The organism is Acinetobacter sp. 226-1 (genome assembly GCF_030329325.1).
Lineage (GTDB): Bacteria > Pseudomonadota > Gammaproteobacteria > Pseudomonadales > Moraxellaceae > Acinetobacter > Acinetobacter sichuanensis.
Map to the genome: position 1 here is coordinate 16,216 of NZ_JACANU010000008.1, position 14,061 is coordinate 30,276.

A 14,061-nucleotide genomic window follows, 5' to 3' on the forward strand; every position below is an offset into this window, starting at 1 on the left:
TCAATACGATCTTTGTTGTTTTACAAAGTTTAAATGATACGGTTTTTCGGAATCTGATAGAAAATAATGGCGGTGATAATATTTATAACACCTAAGCAAATGAGTGTGCTATGAAATGCTAAAGTAATTTCTGCTTCACCAAAATAGCTTGTAAAGACATTCAGTAAAGTCCCCGCTAAAGCAACACCTATACTCATCGACAGCATCATGATCATGGATAAAAAACTATTGCCACTACTGGCATCTTGCTGTGGTAAATCCTTGAGTGTTAAGGTATTCATTGCGACAAATTGCAATGAATTTAAGGTGCCAAAAACAAAAAAATGTAATGTTCTTAACCATATTGGTGTATCAGCATTCGTTAAGGCAAAACTGGCGATACAAGCACCAACAAGGACAGTGTTGACGAGCAATAAGCGACGATAACCAATTCTGGAGATGATCGGGCGAATAATGGGTTTGGAAAATAACGAACCGAGCACAATAGGTGTGAGCATAACCCCTGTCATAAAGGGTTCCATTTTAAAGGCAACTTGCAGCATTAATGGCAAAATAAAGGGAATGGCATTACTACCAAAACGTGCAAAAAAATTACCTAAAATCCCAATAGCAAAAATTTTATTTTTAAATAATTTACTGCGGAATAAGGCATTTTGATGGGTATGAGCATGGTAAGCATAAATGAATGCTGCCAATACACCTGCAGTCAATAAACCGATACTAAAATAGCGAGAAACTTCATGACTGGTGATATTTTCAATACCCAGTGCGAGTCCAACCATTGCAATGACTAAGAGTATAAAACCACTAAAATCAAACTTTTTAATTGTTGGCTCAGTGATATTGGGCATGGCTTTAAAAGTCACGAAAATACCTAATAAGCCGATAGGCAAATTAATCAAAAAAATCCAATGCCATGAAGCAAATTCAACCAACCATCCACCAAGAATAGGTCCCATTAAAGGTCCCATCAGCCCTGCGAGACTCATTAAACTCATGGCAGACAAAAACTGTTCACGAGGAATGATTTTCAGCATAGCAAGACGCCCAACAGGCAATAACAATGCACCACCAATGCCTTGTAGCACTCGAAAAGCGATCAACATATTAAAGTCATTGGAAAATGCACATCCTAATGATGCGACAGTAAAAATGACGATGGCAGAAAAAAAGATATTTCGTACACCAAAACGGTCAGCCAGCCAACCACTGAGGGGAATACAGGCTGCGACGGAAAGAACATAACTGATGACCACACCATGCATACGCAAAGGGTCTTCCTGTAAGCTCTTTGCCATTGCAGGAAGGGCAGTATTAATAATGGTCGTATCCAGTCCTTGCATAAAAAAGCCAATAGAAACTAAAAAGACCAAGAGATAGAACTCAGGTTGTAACTTTTGATGCAGTGGCGTGGCAGTCATGGCTGTATTGAATTTGACCAATCGGATGAATAGTGTAGAACAATCATTAAGTTAAATCTGTAAGAAAAGATTGTTTTCTTAAAGTATGAAATTTTATATATATTTGAGCGAATGATTGAGCCAATTTTTTGTATATTTTTTAATTTTTTGCAAAATATGAGAAATTAAAAGTTTGAAAATTTATGAAAATGTCATAATCTCGCACACTTTATCAAAATGAAGAATGTGATTTTATGCATTTGACTCGAGGTTTGGTGCAATGAGCATTGATATATTGATGATCATCGGCTTTTGTCTCGCTGCTTACTCAATTGTTGGCAATGATGTACCTCAGACATTAGGCACGTTTATTTCATCGAATGCACATCGTCCATGGTGGATCCTTTGGTTATATACCAGCACTATTTTAACGACAGTTTTATTATATGGTTGGTGGGTTTCAGGTATAGGTGATGCATCGTATGGGCGTTTAGAAACGATACCTTTTCCTAAGGAAGGAATGACATGGTTATATATCATTCCACCGCTGATTTTATTGTTTTTAACACGCTTTGGTATTCCTGTAAGTACAACTTTTTTAGTCCTCACGATTTTTTCTCCAACCAGTTTAAGTGCGATGCTGACCAAGTCAATGATGGGGTATGCCGTCGCATTTATTGTTGGAATTATTATCTATCGCTTTGTGATGAAAAAAGTCACAATTTACTTTCATGAAACACGCCATCAAGCGACCTCTAAAAAGTGGGTTGGCATTCAATGGGTAGCAACAGGCTTTTTATGGAGCCAATGGTTGATCCAAGATTTAGCCAATATTTTTGTTTATGTTCCGCGCGTTGTTCCATTTTGGTTCATGTTATTTGCCATCGCTGTATTTATTATTTTATTAGGAATGGTGTTTTATCAACGTGGTGGAGCCATTCAAAATATTATTGATACAAAAACGGGTGTGCAAGATATTCGTTCTGCGACCATTATTGATTTTATGTATGCATTAATTTTGTTGGTGTTTAAGGAACTCAGCAATATTCCAATGAGCACAACATGGGTGTTTTTAGGTTTGCTTGCAGGTCGGGAATTTGCAATGGCGATGCATTTACACGAAGTCAATAAATACCGCACTTCACGTAATGTCAGTAAAGATGCGATGAAGTTATTGTTTGGTTTAGTAGTGAGTATTTTACTTGCACTGGTGTTACCGTGGGCATATCACTGGATTGAAAATTTACTTTAAATAAAAGATAAAAAATCGAGCCAATTGCTCGATTTTTTTTATCTCTATGATGTTGAGTTTAAATAACAAATTTCTTTGGTGTTTGTAGGTTCTTAATCGCACTAAAAATCTCAGCTTCTGTTTCACAGACAATCAACTTTGCACGATGCTGAGGAGGCAAGAAGCCTTCTTGTACGGCATGATCAAGTTGCGCAATCATATGATTATAAAAGCCATTTACGTTATAGAGCATCATGGGTTTCTGATGTTGATTCAGTTGTCCCCAAGTTGCAATTTCTAAAATTTCTTCAAAAGTACCCAAACCACCAGGTAATGCGACAAAAGCACTTGCACGCTCTGCCATCATTGCCTTACGCATATGCATATTTTCGACTACATGTAGTTCTGTTAAATGATTATGTGCAACTTCGTAGTCCAACATAAACTCAGGAATAACACCTACAACTTCACCGCCATGTTCAGTGACAGTATCTGCGACTTGCCCCATTAAACCAATACTTGCACCACCATAAACAATACCAAAACCATGTTCTGCAATACCTTGAGCCAATTGGATTGCCTTTTCTTTATACACTGGGTTATGACCAAAACGAGAACCACAATACAATGCAATTAAAACTTGAGTTGCTTTATGTTCAACAGGGAGAGTTGTTGAAATTGGATTTGCTAATACATTATTCATAAATTATTTTTCACCTTCTTTATCATCTTAAACCTTTATTTTTCATTATTATTCTACGGTATAAATATGACAAGATTGCATCAAGTTATGTTTAGTTTGCAATAATTTGTAATGTAATTGATATTTCGGTTTGGCTTTGATTGTAATTATTATAGATTTTGAAAAAAAAGATGAATTCCTAAAGAGTCTTGATATAATTCAATTCTGTTTTACAACATCTGAATGAACATGGGTAGTGGTTGTAGTCGCTCCGAAAAAATACATTTTTTATCTATAACAAAAGCATTCCATCAATTGAATCTAAATTCTATTTTATTCAAAAATCTAATGCATCACCGTAACATGGAGGTTCACCATGGTTTTTGAATGGATGTCTGATCCATCAGCATGGGTTGGTTTAGCCACGCTTGTTGTACTTGAAATAGTTCTAGGTATCGATAACCTCGTTTTTATTGCTATTCTGGCGGAAAAGCTACCACCAGAGCAGCGTAATAAAGCACGTATCGTCGGTCTGATGCTGGCACTTTGTATGCGTATGGTGCTGCTTGCTTCTATTGCATGGGTGATTACGCTAACGAAACCACTATTTCATATTCTTGAACACCCATTTTCTGGGCGTGATTTAATCTTACTCTTTGGTGGCGTTTTCTTACTATTCAAAGGTACGATGGAACTTCGTGAACAACTTGAAGGGCATGGCGCAATTAAAGAAGAAAATCCTGTTCATGCTGCCTTTTGGATGGTCATTGTTCAGATTGTTGTGCTTGATGCGGTGTTCTCTTTAGATAGTGTTATTACTGCGGTAGGCATGGTAAAAGAGCTTTCTGTGATGATGATCGCTGTCGTGATAGCAGTTGGAATCATGCTATGGGCATCTAAACCATTGATGGATTTTGTCAATAAGCATCCGACTATTGTGATCTTATGCCTTTGTTTCTTGATGATGATAGGTTTCTCCTTGATCGTCGAAGGATTTGGCTACCATATTCCAAAAGGTTATTTATACGCTGCAATTGGCTTCTCTGTGATGATTGAGTTCTTCAACCAAACGATGCGTAAAAATCAAGAAAAAATGGTCACAACGACAGACTTACGTTTTCGTACTGCATCGGCAGTACTGCGTATGCTTGGTGGAAAAAGCACTTCAAATTCAGACAATCAAAATAGTAAGGCTGATGACGTTTTAGCAACACAAGCATTGGCAGATGAGATTTTTGACTCAGAAAATAGTGCTTACCATAGCGTAATGGTACAAGGGGTTTTAGGTTTATCTGAGCGCCCTGTTAAATCGGTAATGACACCTCGCCCAGAGCTGGAATGGCTAGATTTGGATGAAGATGAAGCAACAATTAAAGAAAACCTAATGTCGATGGCACATTCCCGTCTCATTTTAGCGCATGGCGAATTAGATAATATTGCAGGGATTGTTCCCACGCATAAAGTGTTAAATGACTATATTGAAACAGGTATTCTAGATTTTGAAAAACATCTACGTGAGCCTGTCATTGTGCATGAAAATGCACAAGTTTTGATGGTGATGGAACAATTACGTCAAGCACCCTTGCAAATGGCAATTGTATTGAATGAATATGGATCAATTGAAGGAATTGCGACACCAATTGATGTACTTGAAGCTATTGCAGGTGAATTTCCTGACGAAGATGAATTAGAGGCTGCGGCAGAAAGTCTAGAAGATGGCTCTTTAATGTTAGAAGGGTCTACAGATATTCGTCATGTTTCATTATTACTAGGTCGTGACTTGGTTGATGAGTCTGAGCAATATTCTACGCTTTCAGGTTATCTTCTTTTCCATTTAGGACGATTACCACAAAATGGCGAACGCCTAGAGGCGGATGGTTATTTATTTGAGGTCGTCACAATGGATGGTCACAAAATTGACAAAGTTCATATTGTTGCTTTAGAACAGAAGCAAGATGATTAATTTTGCACACCATTTTTTAAATAAGCTGCTTATGCAGCTTATTTTTTTATATAAAAAATAATGAACGGGTGGTTTTTAAGTAGCGTTTTATCCTCAAAATAGATGATTCAAATTTAAGGTTCACTCTGCACATGTACTAAAAGATGTATAGAAATAAGATCAACACCGATATGAGTCATATTTGATTTAAAAAAAAGAGCGTATATCAAATACGCTCTTTTTTATTTCTAGTTTATGACTCTTTATTGAACTTCATTAATCAAGTTTTCTAAGGAATCATGAGATTCTTGACGTGGTGTTGATGGTTGTTGAGTACGATTATTCATTGCAGGTGGAGCTTGACGCGTAGGTGCAAGTACTTTTTCAACATCATTACTTTGACCTGGTAAATCATCAAAGTCATTTGATGGATTACGAACAGGTGCAACAGGTGCAGGACGATAAATTGGTCGAGCCAATGGTGGAGAAGTACGATATTGATCTTTCTTCGCCTGAGAATTATCTTCACTTGCTGCTTGATCACGTTGATCTCGTGCTACAGGGTCTTTAGCATCCTTGTCTAAACGAACCCATGCTGATGGTGTGCCTTCTAGGGCTTTACCCATAAAGTTTGTCCAAATCGGTAAGGCTGCAATACCACCATATTCACGACGACCAAGTGTTGATGGTTTGTCAAAACCAACCCATGCAATCGTCACTAATTTACCATTGAAGCCAGCAAACCAAGCATCTTTAGCATCATTAGTCGTTCCTGTTTTACCCCCAATATCATCACGACCGATTTTTAAAGCTGCACGACCTGTACCATGTACAATTACGTCACGTAAGATATTTGCCATATCAAAAGCAGATTGAGATTTTAAAATACGTTGTGCTTGACGATACTTACTTTGCTCTTCTTTACTCAGTTCTTTTTGCTCAGTTTTTTCTTCATTAGCTAAAGTCTGATTGGTCATTTCAATGACTTCATCATCTGGTGTAGTCGCTTCAGCATCTACTGTATCGTTCTTTTCATTAATACATGAAATACAAGCATATTCTGGCTTAGCTTCGTAAATGGTTTTACCATAGGCATCTTCAATACGGCTAATGAAATGAGGTTGAACACGATAACCTCCATTTGCAATTGCTGCATAACCTGTCGCCATTTGCACAGGTAACACTTGTGGTGTACCTAATGCAATCGTGAAGTTACGAGGGATTTGATCTTCTTGTAAACCAAAATCCATCAACAATTGTCGAGCACGTTCTACGCCAACACTTTGTAATAAACGTACAGAAACAGTATTACGAGATAAATACAAAGCACGACGTAAAGGAATCATCCCTAAATAACGACCATCAGAGTTTTTAGGCGACCAACGTCCGATGGTAATTGGATTATCATTCACCATACTATAAGGGGTCATACCACGCTCAAGCGCTAAAGCATAAATAAATGGTTTAATGGTTGAACCTGGTTGACGCCAGCCTTGCAAAGCACGGTTAAATTTAGACTGATAAAAATTATATCCACCAACCACAGCTTCAATTGCACCATCATTTGGGTTAATGGCAATCAATTGTCCTTGTACTTTAGGAACTTGAACCAATGACCATGCCGTTTTTTCTTCATTTGGTCGAAGGCGAATAATGTCTTTGACTTTAACGATTTGTGAAGCACGACTAAAACCACCGCCGACACTGTTGGCATTACGATAAGGGCGAACCCACGACATACCTGACCATGGCACAGTGACTTTTGAACCATCTTGCATTAAAGCATCAAAACTATTGGCATAAACTTTAACAACTTGTGCTGGATAGGTATTGGCATAGGCAACAAACTCATTGAGTGGTTTGTCATGCGCTTCAGGACCGCGCCAACCATGACGACGATCATAATCTTCTAAACCTTTTTGAACAGCTTCTTCAGCATATTGTTGACGTTTGCTGTCAATTGTTGTGTAAATTTTATAACCAGAATCAGTTGCTAATTCACCAAATTTTTCAACCAATTCAGAGCGAACCATTTCACCTACATATGGAAATTTATTACTAATTCCACGAGCAGGCATACTTAAATTAATTGGTTCAGCCACTGCTTTTTGATATTGAGCTTGGTTGAGATAGCCTAACTGTAACATACGCCCCAAAATCCAATTACGACGCTCTAAAGCACGTTCAGGATTTGCAACAGGATTGTATTTTGAGGGTGCTTTCGGTAGACCTGCAATCATTGCCATTTGCGCAATGCTAAGTTGATCTAAATTTTTGTCATAATAAATCTTCGCAGCCGCTGCGATCCCGTAAGCATTTTTACCTAAGAAAATTTTATTGACATAAAGCGTCATGATATCTTCTTTAGATAAATTCTGTTCAATTTTTCTCGCTAAAAAAACTTCAGTTAACTTTCGCTTTAAGGTTCGTTCAGGAGAAAGATAATAGTTTTTTGCAACTTGCATGGTGATGGTTGAACCACCTGTTTGGGCACCTCCAGTGACAGATTCACTGACAGCACGTCCTAAACCTTTAAAACTTACACCGCTATGTTCAAAAAATGAAGAATCTTCAGCAGCTAAGAATGCATGAATAAAATTTTTGGGTATTTGATTGTATTCAACAGGTACAGAAAGTTTGCCGCCATACTCTGCAATTAATTGATTATCAGCAGTATATACCTGCATAGGTTTAAGTAATGGCGCCTTTTTTAAAGAGCTCATTTCTGGTAATGATGGCGCAATATAGAGGTACATTCCATAAAAACCCATCGGTATTGCTATTAAAATAATGATAATCAGCAAAAAAAATGGATGAACATACCCTGAACGAGATAGCTTTTTCATAACAAGTAAGTTTTAATAAGAGCTAATAGCAAACTAATTGACGGTCAGTATAGCTTTTCATTTAGCAGATTGTTAGATGACTTATTGTATCTATAAAAAATTTAGACCAACTGCAATCGGTTTGTGACGTTTTTGGGGATAAAAATAATAGGAATTTAATCGTGCTTAGAATAAGTCGTAAGCAAGTTAAGGGGCTTATAGGGGTAGATATTAGTTCGACCTCTGTAAAGATATTAGAACTCTCTGTTAAGAACGGTCGTTATTGGGTGGAAAGCTATGGACTAAGTCCATTGTTAGATGGAAGTGTGGTTGAAAAGAATATTCTCAACCCAGAAGCGGTATCCGATGCTTTAGAGCGTGCGGTTAATCTTGCGAATCCTCACTCTATGAACGCGGCTGTGGCAGTGACGAACTCTATGGTCATCCAAAAAGTGATCGAAATGGATGCAGACATGAATGATGATGAGCGTGAAGTTCAGATTCGTATGGATGCAGAGCAATACATTCCGTTTCCTTTGGATGAAGTGAGCCTAGATTTTGAAGTTTTACCTGACAAATTAGCAAACCCAAATCGGGTCAATGTTGTTTTGGTTGCAACAAGAACTGAAAATGTGGATTCACGTGTTGAAGTTCTAGAAATGACAGGACTTACAGCGAAAGTTGCAGATACAGAAAGCTATTGTATAGAACGTGCTTTTGAGGTGTTCTCAGATACACTACCAATGGGTGCAAATATGGTCGGTATTTTAGATATCGGTCATACGATGACAACACTTTCAGTGATGCAAAATGGCAAAATTATCTACACTCGTGAACAGGTTTTTGGTGGCAAACAGCTCACTCAAGATGTGCAAAGTCGTTATGGCTTGTCTTTTGAGGAAGCTGGGCGTGCGAAAAAAGACCGTACTTTACCTGATGATTATGAAACAGAAGTTCTGATTCCATTTCTTGAAGCCGTCGTTCAACAAGCAGCGCGTTCTTTACAATTCTTTTTCTCATCTTCACAGTTTAATGAAATTGACCATATTTTATTGGCTGGTGGAAATGCAAATATCCCTGGACTTGCGAAATTATTACAACAAAAATTAGGTTACCGTGTCACGGTGGCAAATCCATTTTTACAAATGGGATTTTCTCCACAAATTGACCTTAAAAAAATAGAAAATGATGCACCATCATTGATGGTTGCGTGTGGCTTAGCAATGAGGAGTTTTGATTAATGGCAAAGATTAATTTACTCCCATGGCGTGAAGAACTAAGAGAACAACGAAAAAAGCAATTTGTTGCGATTAGTATTGGAATCGCTGTATTGGGGTTTATCATCGTATTATTGGCTTGGTTATATTTCAATGACAGATTGGATGATCAAGAACAAGCAAATCAACTGGTTGTAAGTACCAATCAAAATTTAGATACACAATTAAAAACATTAGATGGTTTGCAAGAACAACGAAATGCCATTATTGAACGGATGAAACTCATTCAAGGTTTACAAGGGCAACGTCCTGTAACTGTGCGTTTAGTCGATGAGTTAGTGCGTGTGGTTCCTTCAGCAATGTACATTACTAAATTTACTCGTGTTGGAGATAAATTTACGATTGAAGGAAAAGCTGAAAGCCCAAATACAGTTGCTGATTTACTGCGTGGTTTAGAAGCTTCAGAATGGTATAGAAATGCGTTTATGAACTCATTCCTTGCGGCAGAAGAAAATAAAAATAAACCGACTACATCAGTTGTACCAAGAGCTGAAGAGTCTTATGGAAGTTTTGTTGTGAGTGTGGATCTTGGAGAAATTGCACAACCTGCAACAACAGATCCTGACCAAACTCAAGCAGTTGGGGGTGTTAAATGAGTCGCCAAGAACTTGATAAAATAGATTCGGTAAAAGATACACCAAAAAAGAAATCTATGTCGGTTGATAAATTTTTTCAACAATTTAACACACTTGATATGAACAACTATGGAAGTTGGCCTATTTCGGTCAAAATTACCTGTTGGTTGTTTATTCTTTTTGTTGTGTGTGCGATTGGGTATTTTTTAGTTATTAAGCCTAAGCTAGATGCGATTGATTCAGCACGAGCACAAGAACAAACTTTATTAAATGAGTTTAAAGAAAAAGATTCTAAACTGAGAAATTTACAGCAGTATCAAGCTCAGTTACAACAAATGCAAATTGATTTTACTCAACAACTTGAGCAACTTCCTAAAGAAACTGAAGTTCCTGATTTAGTTGAAGATATTAATATGACAGGCGTAAACTCAGGTCTGAAATTTAAAAATATTCGACTTGAAAATGAAGTTCGACAAGAATTCTTTATTGAACAACCTATCGCAATTGAAGCAACAGGGGATTACCACTCTTTTGGTCGCTTTGTGAGTAGTGTTGCGGCTTTACCGCGTATTGTAACTTTACATGACTTTACGATTACAGCAGAGCAAGCAAAAGACAGTAAATCTGATGTTCCAACAGTAAACTATTCTTTAAAAGCAAAAACTTATCGTTATATTGGTACTGATATTGAAACAGTGAAAACAGACAATACCACACAAGCTGGTGTGAATGCTCCTGCTGTTCCATCAAGTTCAGCTTCACCTACAGCTACGTCAAGTTCAAGTGACTCTTCAAATACAACAAGTAAAACGGGGAGAAAGTAAGCATGAATTTATTTAAAATGATTGGCGGCATTTCTCTTGCTGTTGTTCTTGTTGGATGTGACTCACGTATTGACGCTGTGAACCAACAGATGGCTTCGATTCGTAGTCAGCCACCTTTACCGATTGAGCCAGCACCAAGCTTTGATGCTGTTCCAAGTTTTGATTATTCGGCACAACAATTACGCAGCCCGTTTTTACCAAGTTCATTGGCAAATGAACTCAAAATTATGGCTGGAAAAAGGGTTTATCCAAATCTTGCTAGACAACCTGAACAATTAGAAAGTTATGCACTTGAAAACTTAAATTTCAAAGGCAGTATGAAAGCACAGAGTGGGCAAATTGTTGGGTTAATCCAAACACCTGATGGCAAAGTGGAACGTGTGCAAAAAGGTAATTATTTGGGGATGAATCAAGGGCGAATTATTTCAATCAATCCAACTCGAATTGATCTTTTAGAAATCGTACCAGACGGCAGAGACGGTTATATTGAAAGACCTCGTAGTTTGATACTTATCGGTCAATTAGATTGAGAATGAATGAAGGAATAACAATGAAAAATAGTATTAAAAATTTTTGGGGTGGGGACGGCATATTTATGAACACTTATTTACGTCAATTTTCGATGGCAGCAGTGTCAATCGCAGTGATGCAAGCTGCGGCAGCACAAGTAACAATGACGAACATTGTACCTATGCAGCTACCAGGACAAGGTACTGAAATTCGTGTAATGTTCAATGGCTTACCACCGCAACCTCAAGCTTATCAATTAGAATCACCATCTCGTTTGGTACTCGATTTTAATGATACAAAGCCAGCACTGAGCCAAACTGCAATTCCTGTATCAAGTTCTGAGGCATCTTCTATTAATGTTGCTTCTGATGAGAAGCGTTCACGTTTAACTGTTAATTTAAATAATAGTGGTGCATTTACAACACGTGTTGAAGGTAACACTTTTATTTTAAAAATTAATAGTGCAAATCAAGCTAATGCCTTGGAAAATTTAGGACCAAAAGTCACACAACCTGCTCAAGGTGTGGCTGATATTGGTTTCCAACGTGGAAATAAGGGTGAAGGTCAAGTCAGCATTAATTTAGCTGGTGTGAATACGCCTGTAGATGTTCAACAACAAGGCAGTAAAGTTGTTGTTCGTGTCTTAGGCAATAAAATTCCAGCACATTTGATTCGTCGTTTAAATGTCAATGATTTTGCTACACCAGTTGCAACGATTGATGCGCATAATGATGGCAGTAATGGTGTGATTACGATTCAGTCTACAGGTAGCTATGAATACATGGCTTATCAGGCTGAAAATAAACTGACGATTAGTCTAAAAAGACCTGAAGATACACGACCAAATAAACCAGCATCTAGCCAATCATACACAGGTAAGAAGATTTCACTCGACTTCCAAGATATTGAAGTTAGACGTGTTTTACAACTTCTTGCAGATTTTACAGGGGTGAATATGGTTGCTGCTGACTCAGTTCAGGGCAATATTACCTTGCGATTAAAAGATGTACCTTGGGATCAAGCATTAGATATTATTCTTAAAACGAAAAATTTAGATAAACGTCGCAGTGGTGATGTGATCTGGATCGCACCTGTACCTGAGCTAATCAAATCTGAAGAAGATGAAGCAAAAGCGATTGCTCAAAGCATAAAACTTGCACCAATTCAAACTGAATATATTCAGCTAAGTTATGCCAAAGTTGCTGATGTATTAAAGTTATTAGAGGATTCACGTAATAGTAAAGGGGCAGAAGCAAATAGAACGGCAAATGATACTTCTCTAGCCCTTGAAAGTTTACTCAGCTCACGCGGCAGTGCGGTTGCTGATACACGAACCAATACTTTAATTATCAATGATACGGCTACAAATATTGATAAAGTTCGTAAAATGGTTGACCTACTCGATGTTTCTGTAAAACAAGTGATGATTGAGGCTCGTATTGTTCGTGCATCTACAGGTTTCTCCAAAGAAATGGGCGTGAAGTGGGGCATTCTTTCTCAGGGTGTAACGCGTAATAATGACTTACTTGTTGGTGGTAGTGATCAAACACTTTGGGATTTAAAGACACCTGACGATGATGGTAAATATACGATTACAACACCACAAAACTTAAACGTCGATTTAGGTGTGGCAAATGCTGCAGGTAAAATCGCCTTTGGTTTAATTAGTTTGTCTGACTTTATGCTTGATTTAGAACTTTCTGCTTTACAAGCTGATGGTTATGGCGAGGTAATTTCTACACCAAAAGTCATGACAGCAGATAAACAAAAAGCCAAAGTGGCTTCTGGTCAACAAATCCCATATACCACGACGACAAACTCAGCAGCAGGATCAACTGCAACTACAGAATTTAAAGATGCTTTGCTTAGTTTAGATGTGACACCAAGTATTACACCTGATGGTAAAGTGCAAATGCAGTTGAATATTAGTAGTGATTCTGCAGGTGGTGTTGCACCAAATGGGGAAATCATTTTGAATAAAAATGAAATCAATACCAATGTGTTGGTGGATAATGGTGAAACTGTAGTATTAGGTGGTATTTTTGAGCAAGAAACTCAGAACACCACGACTAAGGTGCCATTCTTTGGTGATTTACCATATATCGGAAGCTTATTCCGAAAAGATGTGAAAAAAGATAATAAACGTGAGCTGTTAATCTTTGTTACACCAAGAATTATTAATGACAGTCGTAGCAGAAATCATTAATATACTTTCAATGAAAGCAATTCAATAGGTGACTCCTTGCCAAGCAAAGAGTTTGATTCCCTACCAAATTTATATTTGGTAGGGCCAATGGGAGCAGGAAAAACCACTGTTGGTCGACATTTGGCAGATCTGTTAGGGCGTGATTTTTTAGATAGTGACCATGAAATTGAGCGCAAAACTGGCGCAACAATTCCTTGGATATTTGAAAAAGAAGGTGAACACGGATTTCGCTCTCGAGAGTCTACAGTTATAGATGAATTAACCAAGAAACAAAATTTAGTTTTAGCAACAGGCGGTGGTGCAGTCACTCAAGTGCTAAATCGAGATTATTTAAAAAATCGTGGAATTGTGATTTATTTATATACACCTGTAGAACTTCAATTACAAAGAACATATCGAGATAAGAATCGTCCTTTATTGCAAGTCGAAAATCCTGAACAAAAACTGAGAGAGCTCCTGAATATAAGAGATCCACTTTATCGTGATGTTGCTCATTATATTATTGAGACTAATCAAGGTGCGGCACGGGATTTAGCACAACGCATTTTACAATTGATTATTTCAAAAGAAATTATTTAGTACGAGTTGT

Annotated in this window: 11 protein-coding genes; 8 read left to right on the forward strand and 3 right to left on the reverse strand. The window is 37.6% G+C overall.

Annotated elements, in window-relative coordinates; translation table 11 throughout:
• Window positions 1–29: 29 nt before the first annotated feature.
• Window positions 30–1,421: a multidrug transporter subunit MdtD gene (mdtD, locus tag HX124_RS12560; protein ID WP_286383373.1), complete on the reverse strand. Its 1,392-nt coding sequence runs from the start codon at window positions 1,419–1,421 to the stop codon at window positions 30–32.
• Between the two features lie 259 nt (window positions 1,422–1,680).
• On the opposite strand from mdtD, the gene HX124_RS12565 reads away from it, so the two are divergent.
• Entirely contained in the window at window positions 1,681–2,652 is a 972-nt protein-coding gene (locus HX124_RS12565; protein ID WP_286378240.1) for a hypothetical protein, read from the forward strand.
• Between the two features lie 58 nt (window positions 2,653–2,710).
• Here HX124_RS12565 and HX124_RS12570 read toward each other — a convergent pair whose 3' ends face one another.
• On the reverse strand, window positions 2,711–3,334 hold the full coding sequence (locus HX124_RS12570) for an LOG family protein (RefSeq protein WP_107008411.1): 624 nt from the start codon (window positions 3,332–3,334) through the stop codon (window positions 2,711–2,713).
• A gap of 355 nt (window positions 3,335–3,689) precedes the next feature.
• On the opposite strand from HX124_RS12570, the gene HX124_RS12575 reads away from it, so the two are divergent.
• Window positions 3,690–5,276, forward strand: a complete 1,587-nt coding sequence (locus tag HX124_RS12575) for a TerC family protein (protein ID WP_286383372.1) — start codon at window positions 3,690–3,692, stop codon at window positions 5,274–5,276.
• Between the two features lie 242 nt (window positions 5,277–5,518).
• Here the strand turns inward: HX124_RS12575 and ponA are convergent, their stop codons facing one another.
• Complete coding sequence (gene ponA / locus HX124_RS12580; RefSeq protein ID WP_107008409.1) at window positions 5,519–8,101, reverse strand: penicillin-binding protein PBP1a; 2,583 nt, start codon at window positions 8,099–8,101, stop codon at window positions 5,519–5,521.
• Between the two features lie 161 nt (window positions 8,102–8,262).
• Here ponA and HX124_RS12585 point away from each other — a divergent pair, with 161 nt between their 5' ends.
• Genes HX124_RS12585 through aroK form a run of 6 tightly spaced genes read left to right on the forward strand, consistent with a single transcriptional unit; the run spans window position 8,263 to window position 14,051 of the window.
• Window positions 8,263–9,321: a pilus assembly protein PilM gene (locus tag HX124_RS12585; protein WP_107008408.1), complete on the forward strand. Its 1,059-nt coding sequence runs from the start codon at window positions 8,263–8,265 to the stop codon at window positions 9,319–9,321.
• Window positions 9,321–9,953: a PilN domain-containing protein gene (locus tag HX124_RS12590; protein WP_107008407.1), complete on the forward strand. Its 633-nt coding sequence runs from the start codon at window positions 9,321–9,323 to the stop codon at window positions 9,951–9,953. Before HX124_RS12585 ends, HX124_RS12590 begins: the two co-directional genes overlap by 1 nt.
• Before the next feature lie 56 nt (window positions 9,954–10,009).
• On the forward strand, window positions 10,010–10,756 hold the full coding sequence (locus tag HX124_RS12595; RefSeq protein ID WP_502872830.1) for a type IV pilus inner membrane component PilO: 747 nt from the start codon (window positions 10,010–10,012) through the stop codon (window positions 10,754–10,756).
• 2 nt (window positions 10,757–10,758) lie between these two features.
• Window positions 10,759–11,286: a pilus assembly protein PilP gene (locus HX124_RS12600; protein ID WP_286383370.1), complete on the forward strand. Its 528-nt coding sequence runs from the start codon at window positions 10,759–10,761 to the stop codon at window positions 11,284–11,286.
• Window positions 11,287–11,306: 20 nt separating this feature from the next.
• Complete coding sequence (locus tag HX124_RS12605) at window positions 11,307–13,472, forward strand: type IV pilus secretin PilQ (RefSeq protein WP_286383369.1); 2,166 nt, start codon at window positions 11,307–11,309, stop codon at window positions 13,470–13,472.
• Window positions 13,473–13,508: 36 nt separating this feature from the next.
• Entirely contained in the window at window positions 13,509–14,051 is a 543-nt protein-coding gene (gene aroK / locus HX124_RS12610; RefSeq protein WP_286378234.1) for a shikimate kinase AroK, read from the forward strand.
• Window positions 14,052–14,061 lie beyond the last annotated feature (10 nt).

Excerpts from the sequence above, each read along its gene's own strand:
- mdtD (WP_286383373.1), bottom strand. The coding sequence starts at position 1,421 with ATGACTGCCACGCCACTGCATCAAAAGTTACAACCTGAGTTCTATCTC.
- HX124_RS12565 (WP_286378240.1), top strand. The coding sequence starts at position 1,681 with ATGAGCATTGATATATTGATGATCATCGGCTTTTGTCTCGCTGCTTAC.
- HX124_RS12570 (WP_107008411.1), bottom strand. The coding sequence starts at position 3,334 with ATGAATAATGTATTAGCAAATCCAATTTCAACAACTCTCCCTGTTGAA.
- HX124_RS12575 (WP_286383372.1), top strand. The coding sequence starts at position 3,690 with ATGGTTTTTGAATGGATGTCTGATCCATCAGCATGGGTTGGTTTAGCC.
- ponA (WP_107008409.1), bottom strand. The coding sequence starts at position 8,101 with ATGAAAAAGCTATCTCGTTCAGGGTATGTTCATCCATTTTTTTTGCTG.
- HX124_RS12590 (WP_107008407.1), top strand. The coding sequence starts at position 9,321 with ATGGCAAAGATTAATTTACTCCCATGGCGTGAAGAACTAAGAGAACAA.
- HX124_RS12595 (WP_502872830.1), top strand. The coding sequence starts at position 10,010 with ATGTCGGTTGATAAATTTTTTCAACAATTTAACACACTTGATATGAAC.
- HX124_RS12600 (WP_286383370.1), top strand. The coding sequence starts at position 10,759 with ATGAATTTATTTAAAATGATTGGCGGCATTTCTCTTGCTGTTGTTCTT.
- HX124_RS12605 (WP_286383369.1), top strand. The coding sequence starts at position 11,307 with ATGAAAAATAGTATTAAAAATTTTTGGGGTGGGGACGGCATATTTATG.